Raw genomic sequence first — 15,068 nt, forward strand, 5'->3', positions numbered from 1 at the left:
GGAGAGTCTCTAAAGGGCGCAGACGACCCTTGTAGCAGCCGGCTGATGGGGGAGGGGGCTTGCCCCCGATAGCAGTGGGTCAGTCCATACCAGTGTCGACTGACACGCCGTCATCGGCGGTGAACCCCTTGCGCACAAGCCAGGTCCTACAGGGGTGAGGCGTTGGCATCACTCGTTGTAGATGTCCTGGTCGCCGAAGTACTTCTTCTGGATCTTGGCGTAGGTGCCATCGGCCTGGACGGCGGCGATGCCTTTGTTGATCAGCTCGCGCAGCGCCTGGTCGTTCTTGCGCAGGCCCATGGCGATGTCCAGCGGCAGGGTCGGGTCCTTGAAGGCCGGGCCGGTCTTGAAGTCGGCGCCTTCAGGCTTGGACAGGAAGTTGAGCTGGGCTTCGAGCTTGTCGGTCAGGGTGGCATCGAGGCGGCCGTTCTGCAGGTCGGCGTAGTTTTGCTCCTGGGACTGGTACGCCTTGATCTGGGCACCCAGCTTGGCCAGTTGCGCGCGGGCATAGGCTTCCTGCAGCGAGCCTTGCAGCACGCCGACCTGCTTGCCGTTGAGGGATTGCGGGGTGTCGCCAAAGTCGGCGTTTTTGCGGGTGATCACCGACGTTGGGCTGAGGAACAGCCGGTCGCTGAAGTCGATGACTTTCTCGCGTGCCGGGGTCACGGCCATGGACGACATGATGGCGTCGAATTTGCGCGCGCGCAGGGCCGGGATCATGCCGTCGAATTCGTTGTGCACCCAGGTGCATTTGACCTCGAGCTTGGCGCAGATGGCGTTGCCCAATTCGATATCGAAGCCTTGCAGGCTGCCATCGGCGGCCACGGATTCGAAGGGGGGATACTCGGGGAATACGCCGAAGCGGATTTCTTGCCAATCCTGGGCGTGGGCAGCGGTTGCACACAGTGGCAACAGCAATGCAGCGAAAAGTGATCGCAGTGGAGTCATGTGTATTCCCTATATTTTGTAATTGATGTCAGGGCAGTAAACGGATCAAGCAATGTTTTCCAGGGTGCAGGGCTCTTCGTGGCGAGGGGGCTCGCCCCCCTTGGACTGCGCAGCAGTCCTGAATCCTGTCACCGTGTCTTTTGGGTCGTTCGTGGAGCATGTACGGGGCAGCTTCACAGCCTGTCGCGGGCAACCCCGCTCGGCACAGAGAATGCTTCATAGTGGTGCGTTTTTTGTGTCGTTTGGTTGGGGGTTAAAGCGCAAATTGCGCTGTTAAAACTGCCAATGCAGCGGAATCGGCTGCCGCACCCGCTGAATCGGCTTTTGACCCCCTCGATTCTGGCCTGCCCCGGGCGCAAAGCGGCAGGCCAGAGCGGTCTCAGGCGCGCTTTTTCTGCTGTACGCGGGGTTGCTGGGCCAGGCGCGCAAACAGGTCTTTCGGGTCGGCGAGGTCCGGTACCAGTTCCAGTTCGCTGCCCACGTCCAGCGCCTTGGCCACGTCCAGGACGTAGCGCAGGGCCGAGTAGTCTTCGATGGCAAAACCGACCGAATCGAACAGGGTCACCTGGCGCGCATTCTCGCGGCCGGGCTGTTGGCCGTTGATCACCTGCCACAGCTCGGTCACCGGCGAATCTTCCGGCATGTGCTGGATTTCACCTTCGATACGGCTTTGCGGTTCGTACTCGACGATCACGCGGGCGCGCTCGACGATACGTCGGTCCAGCTCGGTCTTGCCCGGGCAGTCGCCGCCCACGGCGTTGAGGTGCATGCCGGGTTCGATCATGTCATCGGTGAGGATGGTGGCGTAGGCCTTGTCGGCAGTGACGGTGGTGACGATGTCCGCACCCTTGACCGCTTCCGCCACGCTGCCGGCGAGGATCACTTTGATTGCCGGGAAGGCCTTGAGGTTGGCCGCCAGCTTGGCGGTGGCCTTGGGGTCGATATCGAACAGGCGGATTTCGTTGATGCCGAGCATGGCGTGGAAGGCCAGGGCCTGGAACTCACTCTGCGAGCCATTGCCGATCAACGCCATGCTGCGGCTGTTGTCGCGGGCCAGGTAGCGGGCGACCAGCGCCGACGTCGCAGCGGTACGAATCGCCGTGGTCAGGGTCATTTCCGCCAGCAGCACCGGCTTGCCGGTGTCGACGTCACCCAGGGCGCCGAATGCCATGACGGTGAGCATCCCGGCCAGGGTGTTCTTCGGGTGGCCGTTGACGTACTTGAAGGCATACAGCGAGGCGTCCGAGACCGGCATCAACTCGATCACGCCGTCCGGCGAGTGGTTGGCCAGGCGCGCGCACTTCTCGAAATCCTGCCAGCGCAGGTAGTCGGCGCGGATGTACTGGGCCATCTCGGTGATGCAGGTTTGCAGGCCTTTTTGCGAGACCAGGTAGCTGAGATCGTTGACGTCGATATAACGGGTCATGGCAAGACTCCTTATTGAAATGAGGGACGGGCCGGCAGATGCACTTCGGCCAGCATGCAGCGGGCACTGCCGCCGCCGATGCGTTCGATGTTGTCGATGTTCACCACCACCGGCCGGGTGTGGCGTTCCACGTGCGCACGCTGGGCCGGTTGCAGGGCACCCCAGGCGCTGGCCGACATCACCAGCAGCGGCTGGCCGTCGCGGTCGTGGACTTCAAGCATGTTGCCGGCGAAGGCTTCGAGCTGGTCGAAGTCGAGGGCGAGGATGTCTTTGCCGGTGTCACGCAGGGAGCGTTCCAGGGCCTGGCGCTCGTCGGCATGGGGCAGGGCTTGCAGGCACACCACCGAGAGGTCGCGGCCGACGCTCATCATCACGTTGCTGTGGTAGATCGGCGCGTGGTGGCGGTCGACGGCGTGGAACACGCACAGTTGGTAGTCGAGGCGTTCGGCGAACTGGCGCAGGGCGTCGTGATGGGTGCGCCCGGAGTGGCAGGCGTAGCTGATGCGATGCTGGCGGTCGAGCACCATGCTGCCGGTGCCTTCGAGGAAAATGTTCTGTTGTTCGAGGTGACTCAGGTCGATGGTGTGCTTGATCGCAAAGCGCTGTTCCAGCACTTGCAGCACACCTTTGTTGCGCTCCAGTCGTCGGTTCTGGCCTTCCATCGGGTACAGCACCAGGCTGCCGTCGGCGTGGCTGCTCCACCAGTTGTTGGGGAAAATCGAATCGGGAGTGTGGGGCGCCGGCGTGTCCTGCACCACCAGGACTTCCACGCCATGCTGGCGCAGCGTGTCGACATAGCCATCGAACTCTTCCAGCGCTTTGTGCTGTGCACTGAGCGGGTCAAGGGGCGGGCGCTGGAAACGGTTGTTGATCGCGGTGTCCGGGTTGAAGGCAAAGCGCGCCGGGCGAATCATCAGGACGGTGTTGGTGGTTTGCATGGGTGCACGGATCCATGGGGTTGAGCAGTGGCGCTATTTTGTCGCTTGTGCGGGATGAATCCCGGCTGAAACGAAGGGGTGGCTCAGCCGGGAAAGCTGAAAAGGTGGGTAAGGCAGCCGAATCGGCTGTAAGGGTTGGAGCAGGGGCGAAAGGTAGGAGCGGGCTTGCTCGCGATAGGGTCTGTCACCACCGGATTGGCTGACTGCCACTGCGCATTCGCGAGCAAGCCCGCTCCCACATTGGTATGGTGGCGTCTGCCAAACCGCCGCAGCAAGGAGCAACTATGTCGACCGCTGTCCGTACTGCCCAACCCGCCGATGCCGAGGGAATCAGCCAGGTTATCCTGGCGGCCTTGCACAGCAGCAATGCGCGGGATTACCCCGCGGATGTGATTGCCCGGGTAGCGGCTAACTTCACCCCCGATGCAGTGCTGGCATTGCTGACGCGCCGGGTGGTGCTGGTGGCGGTGCAGGAGCAGGTGATTGTCGCCACGGCCGCCCTGGACGCCAATGTGGTGCGCTCGGTGTTCGTCAATCCGGCGCTGCAAGGGCAGGGCATTGGCCGGCTGTTGATGATTGAAATCGAAGTGCGCGCCCGCGAGGCCGGGGTGACGATGTTGAGTGTGCCGTCTTCGCTGACCGCCGAACCGTTCTATACCAAGCTGGGGTTTCAAACGGTCCGCGATGTTTACCACGGCAACGAGCGCACCTTGGTGATGGAGAAGACGCTGTTGTCGCGCCATCCCATCGGACTCTATCGCGACCGCCAGCATCGGGCGCAGGTGGTGGCGTTGTGGCAGGAGGCATTCGGGTATGACACCGCGCACAACCTGCCAACCCTGGCCATTGATAAGAAGCTGGCCGTCAACGATGGGCTGTTTTTCGTGGCAACGGACAAGAAGGTGGTGATCGGCACGATTCTGGCCGGCTACGACGGCCATCGCGGCTGGCTGTATTCGGTAGCCGTGCACGCTGATTATCGGCGTCATGGCCTGGGTTCCTCGCTGGTGCGCTATGCCGAGCAGGCATTGACGGCCCTGGGCTGCATGAAGATCAATCTGCAGGTCACCAGTGGCAACGAGGCGGTGGCGGCTTTCTACGAGGCGTTGGGGTATGGGGTGGAGGCGAGGATCAGCATGGGCAAGAAGATTGCCGCGAACATCCCCAAGAGCGAGGCATAAACCTGTCGGAGCCGGCTTGCCGGCGATGAGGCCCTTGAATCCAATGCAGTATTCAGGGTAGCCATCGCCGGCAAGCCGGCTCCTACAGGGTCGTGTGGCTCAGCCGGGTGTGGGCTGTCAGACCTTGACGATCCAGCCCGCCGGGGCTTCGATGTCGCCGGTTTGCACGCCGGTCAGCTCTTTGTAGAGCTGTTGGGTGATCGGGCCGACTTCGGTTTCGCTGTGGAACACGTGCAGCTTGCCGTTGTACTGGATGCCGCCGATTGGCGAGATCACGGCGGCAGTGCCGCAGGCGCCGGCTTCCTTGAAGTCCGCCAGTTTGTCGATGAACACTTCGCCCTCGATCACTTCCAGGCCCAGGCGGGTCTTGGCCAGCTCGATCAACGACAGGCGGGTGATGCCTGGCAGCACCGAAGGCGACTTCGGCGTGATGAACTTGTTGTCGTGGGTGATCCCGAAGAAGTTCGCCGAGCCGACTTCCTCGATCTTCGAATGGGTCATCGGGTCCAGGTAGATCGCGTCGGCGAATCCGGATTTCTTCGCTTCGGAACCCGGCATCAGGCTGGCGGCGTAGTTGCCACCGACCTTGGCGGCACCGGTGCCCTGTGGCGCGGCGCGGTCGAAGGTGGAGATCTGGAAGTTGTGCGGCACCAGGCCGCCCTTGAAGTAGGCACCGACCGGGATCGCGAACACCGAGAAGATGAACTCCGGCGCGGTACGCACGCCGATGTTGTCACCGGTGCCGATCACGAACGGGCGCAGGTACAGCGCGCCGCCACTGCCGTACGGCGGGATGAAGCGCTCGTTGGCCTTGACCACTTGTTTGCAGGCTTCAATGAAGTCTTCGGTCGACACATGTGGCATCAGCAGGCGGGCGCAGCTGCGTTGCATGCGGGCGGCGTTCTGGTCCGGGCGGAACAGGTTGATCGAGCCGTCCTTGCAACGGTAGGCCTTGAGGCCTTCGAAGCACTGTTGGCCATAGTGCAGGGCGGTGGAGCCCTCGCTGATGTGCAGCACGTTGTCGTCGGTCAGGGTGCCTTTTTGCCACTCACCGTCTTTCCAGACCTGGAGAAACCGTTTGTCGGTCTTGATGTAGTCAAAACCCAGCTTGTCCCAATTGATGCTTTCGTTACCCATGACACCCTCTATCTCTGGTCAACCGCCTGGTCGAAGGCAGGCTTGTCGGTTTTTTTCTGGATGGGCGCAACAATACTTCATTCTTGGCCGGTGTGGGAGCGGGTGGGCGGGCCATTCAGCAGCTGTATTGGCTGATCCACCGCTATCGCAGGCAAGCCAGCGCCCCCATTTGCAATGCATTTTACCTGTGGGAGCTGGCTTGCCTGCGATGGCCTCACCGCGGTTGTTAAAGGTGCAGCGCGTGGCCCAGGGCCCTTAAAGCGGCTTCCTGCACGGCTTCGCCGAGCGTCGGATGGGCGTGGATGGTGCCGGCCACGTCTTCCAGGCGCGCGCCCATTTCCAGGCTCAGGCCGAAGGCGGTGGACAGCTCGGACACGCCGACGCCCACGGCCTGCCAGCCGACGATCAGGTGATTGTCACGCCGCGCCACCACCCGTACGAAGCCGGTTTTCGACTCCAGGGTCATGGCCCGGCCATTCGCCGCGAACGGGAAACTCGACACGATGCAATCCAGTCCGGCCGCCTTGGCCTCGTCCGGGGTCTTGCCGACCACCACCAGCTCGGGGTCGGTGAAACACACGGCCGGGATGGCCGCCGGGTTGAATTCGCGGGACTTGCCGCTGATCAGTTCGGCGACCATTTCACCCTGGGCCATGGCGCGGTGCGCGAGCATCGGTTCGCCGCTGAGGTCGCCGATCGCCCACACATTGCGCATGCTGGTCTGGCAACGGCTGTCGATCTTGATCGCGGCGCCATTCATTTCCAGGTTCAGTGCCTCGAGGTTCCAGCCCTGGGTGTTGGGTCTGCGACCCACGGCAACCAGTACCTGATCGGCGTCCAGCGACACGGTGTCGCCATTCGGATCGCGGACCTGCAGGCTATTGTTGTCGAACCCGGTGACGCTGTGCTTGAGGTAGAGCTTCACGCCCAGGTGCTTGAGGGATTCGGCCACCGGCTGGGTCAGCTCGGCGTCGTAGGCGGGCAGGATGCGGTCCTGCGCTTCGACGACGCTGACCTGCGCGCCAAGCTTGCGATAGGCAATCCCCAGTTCCAGGCCGATATAACCGCCACCGACCACGATCAGGCGCTTGGGCACGCGAGTTGGCGCCAGGGCCTCGGTGGAGGAAATGATCGGCCCGCCAATCGGCAACATCGGCAGGTTGACGCTTTTCGAACCGGTGGCCAGCAGCAGGTGCTCGCACTGGATGCGCTGGTCGCCGACGTCGACGGTCTTGCCGTCCACCACCTTGGCCCAGCCGTGGATGACCTGCACCTTGTGCTTCTTCAGCAGCGCGGCAACGCCGGTGGTCAGGCGGTCGACGATGCCATCTTTCCATTCCACGCTCTTGCGGATGTCAAGGGTTGGCACGTCCACTTCGATGCCCAGTTGCGAGCCCTGGCTGTGGTGGATGGTTTGCTGGAACTGTTCGGCCACGTGGATCAGGGCCTTGGACGGGATGCAGCCGATGTTCAGGCAGGTGCCGCCCAGCGCCTGGCCTTCCACCAGGATGGTCGGGATGCCCAGCTGGCCAGCCCGGATCGCTGCCACATAACCGCCAGGTCCGCCGCCGATGATCAGCAGCGTGGTATTCAATGTCTGAGTCATGCCCTTACTCCAGGTACAGGCTGGCGGGTTGTTCGAGCAGGCCACGGATGGCCTGGATGAATTGCGCCGCGTCCATGCCATCGACCACGCGGTGATCGAAGGAGCTGGAGAGGTTCATCATCTTGCGCACCACGATCTGGCCCTTGACCACCATCGGTCGCTCAACGATACGGTTGACGCCGACGATGGCCACTTCGGGCAAGTTCAGCACCGGGGTGCTGACGATGCCGCCGAGCGCGCCCAGGCTGGTCAGGGTAATGGTCGAACCCGACAATTCATCGCGGCTGGCCTTGCCATTGCGTGCGGCCGTGGCCAGGCGCGCGATTTCCTCGGCGTTGCCCCACAGGCTGCGGGCTTCGGCGTGTCGCACCACCGGTACCATCAGGCCGACGTCGCTCTGGGTGGCGACACCCACATGCACCGCGCCGAGCCGGGTGATGACCTGGGCTTCGTCGTCATAGCGCGCGTTGATCTGCGGGAAGTCGCGCAACGCCACGACCATCGCCCGCACGATAAACGGCAGCAGGGTCAGCTTGCCGCGCGTGGCGCCGTGCTTCTCGTTGAGGTGCACGCGCAGCTCGTCGAGGGCGGTGACGTCGATCTCTTCCACGTAGCTGAAATGCGCGGCGCGCCGGGTGGCATCCTGCATGCGCTGGGCGATCTTGCGGCGCATGCCGATCACCGGGATCTGTTCTTCGCTGGTGCGTTCGGCGTAGGGGTTGGCAGCGCTGTGATGGTGCGCCGGTCGCTGCTGCAAGTAAGCGTCCAGGTCTTCGTGCAGAATGCGCCCCGCCGGGCCGGAGCCCTGGACCAGGCGCAGCTGGATCCCGGCATCCAGCGCATGCTTGCGCACGGCGGGGGAGGCCAGCGGGCGTTCGTCGGCTTCACGCGCCACCGGCGCCTGGGCCTTGATGACTGCCGGTGCCGGCTTGCTTTCAACCGGCGCCGGCTTGGCTTCGACCACCGCAGCGGCTTTCACCGGTTCACTTACCGCAGGCGCTTCCTTGGCGTTACCGGCGCCTTCGACTTCAATACTGATCAAGATACTGCCCACGGCCATGACTTCACCCGGCTCGCCGCCGAGTGCAATCACCTTGCCGTGCACCGGCGAGGGAATGTCCACCATCGCCTTGTCGGTCATTACATCTGCCAGCACCTGGTCTTCGACGACCATGTCGCCGACCTTCACGTGCCACACCGACAGTTCAACTTCCGCGATGCCTTCGCCAATGTCCGGCATCTTGATAACGTGCGTGCCCATTCAGACCTCCATGACCCGTTTCAACGCCGCGCCCACTCGGGACGGCCCTGGGAAATACGCCCACTCCTGCGCGTGCGGGTAGGGGGTGTCCCAACCGGTGACGCGTTCGATCGGCGCTTCCAGGTGATGGAAGCAATGCTCCTGCACCAGCGACACCAACTCGGCACCAAAGCCGCAGGTGCGGGTGGCTTCATGCACCACCACGCAACGGCCGGTCTTTTTCACCGACTTGACGATGGTTTCCAGGTCCAGTGGCCACAGGCTGCGCAGGTCGATGACTTCGGCATCGATACCGGTTTCCTCGGCGGCGACTTGCGACACATACACGGTGGTGCCGTAGGTCAGCACCGTGACGGCCGAGCCCGGACGCACGATGGCGGCTACGTCGAGCGGCACGGTGTAGTAACCGTCCGGCACCTGCGCTTGCGGGTGCTTGGACCACGGCGTCACCGGGCGGTCGTGGTGGCCGTCGAACGGGCCGTTGTACAGGCGCTTGGGCTCGAGGAAGATCACCGGGTCATCGTTTTCGATCGAGGCGATCAGCAGGCCCTTGGCGTCATACGGGTTGGACGGCATCACGGTGCGCAGGCCGCAGACCTGGGTGAAGACCGCTTCGATACTCTGGCTGTGGGTCTGGCCGCCGTAGATGCCGCCGCCGCAAGGCATGCGCATGGTCAGCGGCGCGGTGAACTGGCCGGCCGAGCGATAACGCAGGCGGGCGGCTTCGGAGATGATCTGGTCGGTCGCCGGGTAGACGTAGTCGGCGAACTGGATTTCTGCCACCGGACGCAGGCCATAGGCGCCCATGCCCACGGCCACGCCGATAATGCCGCTTTCGGAGATGGGCGCGTCGAACACCCGCGAACTGCCGTACTTGGTCTGCAAGCCTTCGGTGCAACGGAATACGCCGCCGAAGTAACCGACGTCCTGGCCGAATACCACCACATTGTCGTCACGCTCAAGCATCACATCCATGGCCGAGCGCAGGGCCTGGATCATGGTCATGGTGGTGGTGGTCATGGCGGTTTCCAATTCGATGCTGTTGTTGTGATCGTTCATGTCAGATCCCCAACTCTTGACGCTGGCGCTTCAAGTGCTCCGGCATCTCTTTATAGACGTCTTCGAACATGGTCGCGGCGCTTGGAATCTGGCCACCGGCCAGGGTGCCGTACTGTTCGGCTTCTTTCTGGGCCGCAATCACTTCGGCTTCCAGTTCAGCGCTGACCGCCGCGTGCTCCTCCTCGGACCACTGGCCAATCTTGATCAGGTGCTGCTTGAGACGGGCAATCGGGTCGCCCAGCGGGAAGTGACTCCAGTCGTCGGCAGGCCGGTATTTGGACGGATCATCGGAGGTTGAGTGCGGACCGGCGCGGTAGGTGACCCATTCGATCAGGGTCGGGCCGAGGTTGCGGCGCGCACGCTCGGCGGCCCAGGCGGAGGCGGCGTACACCGCGATGAAATCGTTGCCGTCGACCCGCAGGGAAGCGATGCCGCAGCCCACGCCGCGTCCGGCGAAGGTGGTGGCTTCACCGCCGGCGATAGCCTGGAAGGTGGAGATTGCCCATTGGTTGTTGACCACGTTGAGGATCACCGGCGCGCGGTAGACGTGGGCGAAGGTGAGGGCGGTGTGGAAGTCCGATTCGGCCGTGGCGCCGTCGCCGATCCAGGCGGAGGCGATCTTGGTATCGCCCTTGATCGCCGAGGCCATGCCCCAGCCCACACCTTGTACGAATTGGGTGGCGAGGTTGCCGGAAATGGTGAAGAAACCCGCGTCCTTGACCGAGTACATGATCGGCAACTGGCGACCCTTGAGCGGGTCGCGCTCGTTGGACAGCAGTTGGCAGATCAGGTCCACCAGCGGCACGTCGCGGGCCATCAGGATGCTTTGCTGGCGGTAGGTGGGGAAGCACATGTCGTCGATGTTCAAGGCCAGGGCCTGGGCGCTGCCGATGGCTTCTTCGCCAAGGCTTTGCATGTAGAACGACATTTTTTTCTGACGCTGGGCGACGACCATGCGGTTGTCGAAGATGCGCGTCTTGAGCATCGCGCGCATGCCTTTGCGCAGGATCTCCACCGGCACACCTTCGGCCCACGGGCCCAGGGCCTGGCCCTGGTCGTCGAGGACGCGGATCAGGCCCTTGGCCAGGTCGGCGGTGTCGGCGGGTTCTACGTCGATGGCGGGTTTGCGCACCAGGCCGGCGTCGGTCAGGCGCAGGTAGGTAAAGTCGGTCTTGCAGCCGGGGCGGCCTGAGGGTTCAGGCACGTGCAGGCGCAGTGGTTCGTACTGCTGGGTCATGGCTTTCTACGCTCTATCTTGTGAATTTCTTGTAGTGGGCGCGCTAGCTGACAGTCAGTCTTCGGGTAGAAGAAATCTTGTCCTACAACAATCATAGGCGTGGCGTAGAAGAATATTTATCTGTGTTTCATTGCGCTCGGGATCATTTGCGGATAAAAAAACTGCATAAACATAATAAACAGGTGATTTTGTCTCATGCGCAAACTGGACCGTACCGATATCGGCATTCTCAACGCCCTGCAGGAGAATGCGCGGATCACCAACGCCGACCTCGCCCGCTCGGTCAACCTGTCGCCGACGCCGTGTTTCAACCGGGTCAAGGCGATGGAGGAACTTGGGCTGATTCGTGACCAGGTCACGCTGCTCGATGCCGACCTGCTGGGGCTGCACGTCAACGTGTTCATCCATGTGAGCCTGGAAAAGCAGAACGAACTGGCGTTGCAGCAGTTCGAGGGGGCGATTTCCGACCGTCCCGAGGTGATGGAGTGCTACCTGATGGCCGGCGACCCGGACTACCTTATCCGCGTGCTGGTGCCGACGATCCAGTCGCTGGAGCGCTTCATGATGGATTTCCTGACCAAGGTGCCGGGCGTGGCCAACATCCGCTCCAGCTTTGCGCTCAAGCAAGTGCGCTACAAAACCGCGCTGCCGCTGCCGGCCAATGGCATCAGCCTGGGCAATTGATTGACACCGCTCTCACAGATCCAAACACAGCCCAACATGTGGGAGCTGGCTTGCCTGCGAAAGCGCTGGGCCAGCCAGCTTATCTGCACCTGATACACCGCCAGCGCAGGCAAGCCAGCTCCCACACGGGATCGACGTTTTTACAGTTGGTTGAGGGGGATCTTCAGGTACGTCACGCCATTCTCCTCAGCCGGCGGCAGATTGCCCGCGCGCACGTTCACCTGGATCGCCGGCAGCAGCAATGTCGGCATCCCCAGCCCGGCATCGCGCGTGGTGCGCATCTCGACAAACGCATTCTCATCGACCCCGTCATGCACATGAATATTGCCCGCGCGCTGCTCGGCCACGGTCGTCAGGCACTTGGCCTCGCGGCCCTCGGGCGGATAGTCATGGCACACATACAGCTGGGTCTGCGGGGGAAACGCCAAGAGCTTGCGCATCGACGCATACAACTGCCGCGCATCGCCGCCGGGGAAGTCGCAGCGCGCCGTGCCCACGTCCGGCATGAACAACGTGTCGCCCACCAGGATCAACCGGTCGTCGATCAGGTAAGCCATGTCCGCCGGCGTATGCCCCGGCACGTGCAGCGCCTGGGCCTTGAGGTTGCCGATATGAAACACCTCGTCCGGCGCAAACAGGTGGTCGAACTGCGAGCCGTCCACGCGAAACTCCGGCTCCAGGTTGAACAGGTGCTTGAAGACGCCCTGCACCTTGCTGATGGACGCGCCGATGGCAATCTTGCCGCCCAGGAGGCGGCGCAGGTAGGGCGCCGCAGACAGGTGATCGGCATGCGCGTGGGTTTCCAGCAGCCATTGCACGTGCAGGTCGTGCTCGCGGACGAAGGCGATGACCTTGTCGGCCTGGGCCGTGTCGGTGCGCCCCGAAGCCGGGTCGTAGTTGAGCACCGAGTCAACGATGGCGCAGGGGCCACCGTCGGTTTCATACACGACGTAGGTGTAGGTCGACGATGCCTCGTCCAGAAAGGCTTGAATCAACGCTGGCATGGCGGCGGTCCCTGGTGAAGAAAAAAGTGGTTACAATCAGTTTACATTTACACATAATGTTTTGAGCTTAAGTGACAGAAAGGACCCGAGGCAAATGGAATCTACTCTGAGTGAGGGCGAAGTCGCCCAGTTGCGCGCATCGGCGTCCAAGGCCTGTTCCTTGCTCAAGGCGCTGGCCAACGAAGACCGTTTGTTGATCCTCTGCCAGCTGACCCAGGGCGAGCGCAACGTCGGCGAGCTGGAAACCATGACCGGCGTGCGCCAACCGACGCTGTCACAACAGTTGGGCATCTTGCGCGATGAAGGGTTGGTCGCCACCCGTCGGGAAGGCAAATACATCTTCTACGGGCTGGCCAGCCACGAAGTGATCCAAGTGATGAAGACCTTGTCCGGGCTGTACTGCGGCGCGGTCATGAAAAGCTGGGCGTGACGCCATCCGGCAGCGACCCTTGTGTGCATGTATAAGAAAGGCGATCGACCATGAATGACCAACACTGGGGCCCTACCATCAGTGGCGATATCGTAGTCATCGGCGGCGGTTCGGCGGGCATCGGCCTGCTGGCCAGCCTGCTCAAGCGCGACCCGCACCTGAACATCACCCTGATCGAACCCAGCGACCACCACTGCTACCAGCCGGCCTGGACGTTGGTGGGCGGCGGTGCCTATGACCTGGAAAAGACCCGCCGCCCGCTGGCCGATGTGCTGCCCAATGGAGTGACCTGGGTGCAGGCTGCGGTCACCGAGCTGTTGCCCGACGAACACACCCTGATACTCGACAACGGCCAGCGCGTGACCTGGCAAAACCTCATCGTCTGCCCCGGCCTGCGCCTGGCCTGGGAGAAGATCGAGGGGCTGCAGGACACGCTGGGCCGCAATGGCGTGACTTCCAACTACAGCTATCAGTACGCCGCCTACACCTGGCAGTTGGTGCAGCAATTGAAGGGCGGCAAGGCGATCTTTACCCAGCCGGCGATGCCGATCAAATGCGCGGGCGCACCGCAGAAGGCCCTGTACCTGTCCTGCGACCATTGGCTCAAGCAAGGCCATCTGAGCAATATCGACGTCGAATTCAACCTCGCTGGCGCGGCGCTGTTTGGGGTCGCGACCTTCGTGCCGCCGCTGATGAAATACGTGGAGAAGTACAACGCCCGCCTGGCATTCAATGCCAACCTGGTGAAAGTCGACGGCCCGGCCCGCAAGGCCTGGTTCGACGTGAAGGACGCCGAGGGCAACGTCACCGTGGTCGAGAAATCCTTCGACCTGCTGCACGTGGTGCCGCCCCAGGTCGCACCGGAGTTTATCCACCAGAGCGCGCTGGCCGACGCCGCCGGTTGGTGCGAAGTGAACCCCCATAGCCTGCAACACCTGCGCTACCCGCACATCTTCGGGTTGGGCGATGTGTGCGGCACCACCAACGCCAAGACCGCTGCCGCGGTGCGCAAGCAAATCGTGGTGGTCGCCGAAAACCTGCTGGCCCTGCGCAAACAGGCGCCATTGCCGCTCAAATACGACGGCTACGGCTCCTGCCCGCTGACGGTGGAGAAGGGCAAGGTGGTGCTGGCCGAGTTCGGTTATGGCGGCAAACTGTTGCCGACCTTTCCCCTCGACCCGACCCGCGCGCGGCGTTCGATGTGGTTTCTCAAGGCGACGTTGCTGCCGTGGTTCTACTGGAACGGCATGCTCAAGGGGCGCGAGTGGCTGACCCGCTTGAGCAAGGTGGACTGAATGCTGCTGGCGAGTGTTTTAGGCATCTTGATGGGCCTGGTCATGGGCTTGACCGGCGCGGGCGGCGGCATCCTTGGCGTGCCGGCGTTGGTGCTCGGGTTGGGCCTGAGCATGACCCAGGCCGCGCCCGTGTCCTTGCTGGCGGTGGGTGCAGCGGCGGCGGTGGGCGCGATTGACGGCCTGCGCCATGGCCTGGTGCGGTACCGTGCCGCGCTGTTGATCGCCTTGCTCGGCGCGCTGTTCTCGCCGCTGGGGGTGTTCCTTGCCCACCAGATGCCGGAAGCCCTGCTGATGGGCCTGTTCAGCGCGCTGATGGTGCTGGTGGCCTGGCGCATGTTGCAGCGCGAGAAAGTCGAAGCCGGGCCGAGTGACCATGGCGCCGCGTCCTGGGGCCAGAAGAACTGCATGCTCGACCAGCAGACCGGGCGCCTGGCCTGGACCGCCAAGTGCAGCGCGACACTCGCTGCACTCGGTGCGGTCACGGGCGCCGTGTCCGGACTGCTCGGGGTCGGCGGTGGCTTCCTGATCGTGCCGGCGTTCAAGCAACTCACCGATGTGCAGATGCGCGGCATCGTCGCCACTTCGCTGATGGTGATCAGCCTGATCTCGCTGATCGGCGTGGTCGGCGCGTTCCACGCCGGTGTGCGCATCGAGTCGATGGGCTGGGTGTTCATCGCCGCGAGCATTGTCGGCATGTTGATCGGCCGGCGCCTGTGCTCGGTGATCCCCGCGCGGACCCTGCAGGTCGGGTTTGCCAGCCTGTGCGTGCTGGTGGCGGCCGGCATGTTGGTCAAGGCGGCGGTCTGATGTGAAACGCCTGCGACGCCACGACAATTCATCCCATCGCATCCCCCCACCCAGT

Annotated in this window: 14 protein-coding genes; 5 read left to right on the forward strand and 9 right to left on the reverse strand. The window is 63.1% G+C overall.

The features are described from left to right. Window positions 1–168: 168 nt before the first annotated feature. The 3 genes from AC07SI_RS22950 to ctlX form a co-directional block, all read right to left on the reverse strand. Window positions 169–948 (reverse strand): ABC transporter substrate-binding protein, encoded by a 780-nt coding sequence (locus AC07SI_RS22950; RefSeq protein ID WP_495006562.1) that lies wholly within the window; start codon window positions 946–948, stop codon window positions 169–171. Between the two features lie 379 nt (window positions 949–1,327). Continuing rightward, window positions 1,328–2,374 (reverse strand): ornithine cyclodeaminase, encoded by a 1,047-nt coding sequence (gene ocd / locus AC07SI_RS22955; protein WP_495006563.1) that lies wholly within the window; start codon window positions 2,372–2,374, stop codon window positions 1,328–1,330. A gap of 11 nt (window positions 2,375–2,385) precedes the next feature. Then, window positions 2,386–3,312, reverse strand: a complete 927-nt coding sequence (gene ctlX / locus AC07SI_RS22960; protein WP_065903973.1) for a citrulline utilization hydrolase CtlX — start codon at window positions 3,310–3,312, stop codon at window positions 2,386–2,388. Between the two features lie 284 nt (window positions 3,313–3,596). Between ctlX and AC07SI_RS22965 the strand changes: the two genes are divergently transcribed. After that, the gene (locus AC07SI_RS22965) at window positions 3,597–4,493 is read left to right on the forward strand and encodes a GNAT family acetyltransferase (protein ID WP_495006564.1); all 897 of its coding nucleotides are present in this window, start codon (window positions 3,597–3,599) and stop codon (window positions 4,491–4,493) included. 117 nt (window positions 4,494–4,610) lie between these two features. On the opposite strand, the gene AC07SI_RS22970 is transcribed toward AC07SI_RS22965, so the two are convergent. The 5 genes from AC07SI_RS22970 to AC07SI_RS22990 form a co-directional block, all read right to left on the reverse strand. Next, complete coding sequence (locus AC07SI_RS22970; protein ID WP_065903971.1) at window positions 4,611–5,630, reverse strand: branched-chain amino acid aminotransferase; 1,020 nt, start codon at window positions 5,628–5,630, stop codon at window positions 4,611–4,613. A 226-nt stretch (window positions 5,631–5,856) separates the two neighbouring features. After that, on the reverse strand, window positions 5,857–7,236 hold the full coding sequence (lpdA, locus tag AC07SI_RS22975) for a dihydrolipoyl dehydrogenase (protein WP_065903968.1): 1,380 nt from the start codon (window positions 7,234–7,236) through the stop codon (window positions 5,857–5,859). A 4-nt stretch (window positions 7,237–7,240) separates the two neighbouring features. Then, window positions 7,241–8,497 (reverse strand): dihydrolipoamide acetyltransferase family protein, encoded by a 1,257-nt coding sequence (locus AC07SI_RS22980; protein ID WP_495006565.1) that lies wholly within the window; start codon window positions 8,495–8,497, stop codon window positions 7,241–7,243. Next, window positions 8,498–9,556: an alpha-ketoacid dehydrogenase subunit beta gene (locus AC07SI_RS22985; protein ID WP_065903963.1), complete on the reverse strand. Its 1,059-nt coding sequence runs from the start codon at window positions 9,554–9,556 to the stop codon at window positions 8,498–8,500. A 1-nt stretch (window position 9,557) separates the two neighbouring features. Continuing rightward, complete coding sequence (locus tag AC07SI_RS22990) at window positions 9,558–10,793, reverse strand: 3-methyl-2-oxobutanoate dehydrogenase (2-methylpropanoyl-transferring) subunit alpha (protein WP_065903960.1); 1,236 nt, start codon at window positions 10,791–10,793, stop codon at window positions 9,558–9,560. Between the two features lie 195 nt (window positions 10,794–10,988). Between AC07SI_RS22990 and bkdR the strand changes: the two genes are divergently transcribed. Further along, complete coding sequence (bkdR, locus tag AC07SI_RS22995) at window positions 10,989–11,477, forward strand: Bkd operon transcriptional regulator BkdR (RefSeq protein ID WP_056861361.1); 489 nt, start codon at window positions 10,989–10,991, stop codon at window positions 11,475–11,477. A 140-nt stretch (window positions 11,478–11,617) separates the two neighbouring features. Here the strand turns inward: bkdR and AC07SI_RS23000 are convergent, their stop codons facing one another. Then, a complete protein-coding gene (locus AC07SI_RS23000; RefSeq protein WP_213551146.1) occupies window positions 11,618–12,481 on the reverse strand; it encodes an MBL fold metallo-hydrolase in 864 nt (287 codons plus the stop codon). A gap of 94 nt (window positions 12,482–12,575) precedes the next feature. Here AC07SI_RS23000 and AC07SI_RS23005 point away from each other — a divergent pair, with 94 nt between their 5' ends. From AC07SI_RS23005 to AC07SI_RS23015, 3 genes are read left to right on the forward strand one after another with little or no spacing between them, the layout of a single operon-like run. Then, window positions 12,576–12,911 carry an ArsR/SmtB family transcription factor gene (locus AC07SI_RS23005; protein WP_053256978.1) on the forward strand — a complete coding sequence of 112 codons (336 nt, stop codon included), beginning with the start codon at window positions 12,576–12,578 and terminating at the stop codon, window positions 12,909–12,911. A 50-nt stretch (window positions 12,912–12,961) separates the two neighbouring features. Beyond that, on the forward strand, window positions 12,962–14,206 hold the full coding sequence (locus AC07SI_RS23010; RefSeq protein ID WP_495006566.1) for an NAD(P)/FAD-dependent oxidoreductase: 1,245 nt from the start codon (window positions 12,962–12,964) through the stop codon (window positions 14,204–14,206). After that, on the forward strand, window positions 14,207–15,013 hold the full coding sequence (locus AC07SI_RS23015; protein WP_120449063.1) for a sulfite exporter TauE/SafE family protein: 807 nt from the start codon (window positions 14,207–14,209) through the stop codon (window positions 15,011–15,013). It abuts the gene before it with no gap. Window positions 15,014–15,068 lie beyond the last annotated feature (55 nt).

Source organism: Pseudomonas sp. GW821-FHT05D12 (assembly GCF_059419825.1).

Excerpts from the sequence above, each read along its gene's own strand:
- AC07SI_RS23005 (WP_053256978.1), top strand. The coding sequence starts at position 12,576 with ATGGAATCTACTCTGAGTGAGGGCGAAGTCGCCCAGTTGCGCGCATCG.
- AC07SI_RS23000 (WP_213551146.1), bottom strand. The coding sequence starts at position 12,481 with ATGCCAGCGTTGATTCAAGCCTTTCTGGACGAGGCATCGTCGACCTAC.
- ctlX (WP_065903973.1), bottom strand. The coding sequence starts at position 3,312 with ATGCAAACCACCAACACCGTCCTGATGATTCGCCCGGCGCGCTTTGCC.
- AC07SI_RS22965 (WP_495006564.1), top strand. The coding sequence starts at position 3,597 with ATGTCGACCGCTGTCCGTACTGCCCAACCCGCCGATGCCGAGGGAATC.
- AC07SI_RS23010 (WP_495006566.1), top strand. The coding sequence starts at position 12,962 with ATGAATGACCAACACTGGGGCCCTACCATCAGTGGCGATATCGTAGTC.
- AC07SI_RS22985 (WP_065903963.1), bottom strand. The coding sequence starts at position 9,556 with ATGAACGATCACAACAACAGCATCGAATTGGAAACCGCCATGACCACC.
- bkdR (WP_056861361.1), top strand. The coding sequence starts at position 10,989 with ATGCGCAAACTGGACCGTACCGATATCGGCATTCTCAACGCCCTGCAG.
- AC07SI_RS23015 (WP_120449063.1), top strand. The coding sequence starts at position 14,207 with ATGCTGCTGGCGAGTGTTTTAGGCATCTTGATGGGCCTGGTCATGGGC.
- AC07SI_RS22980 (WP_495006565.1), bottom strand. The coding sequence starts at position 8,497 with ATGGGCACGCACGTTATCAAGATGCCGGACATTGGCGAAGGCATCGCG.
- AC07SI_RS22970 (WP_065903971.1), bottom strand. The coding sequence starts at position 5,630 with ATGGGTAACGAAAGCATCAATTGGGACAAGCTGGGTTTTGACTACATC.
- AC07SI_RS22990 (WP_065903960.1), bottom strand. The coding sequence starts at position 10,793 with ATGACCCAGCAGTACGAACCACTGCGCCTGCACGTGCCTGAACCCTCA.
- ocd (WP_495006563.1), bottom strand. The coding sequence starts at position 2,374 with ATGACCCGTTATATCGACGTCAACGATCTCAGCTACCTGGTCTCGCAA.
- AC07SI_RS22950 (WP_495006562.1), bottom strand. The coding sequence starts at position 948 with ATGACTCCACTGCGATCACTTTTCGCTGCATTGCTGTTGCCACTGTGT.
- lpdA (WP_065903968.1), bottom strand. The coding sequence starts at position 7,236 with ATGACTCAGACATTGAATACCACGCTGCTGATCATCGGCGGCGGACCT.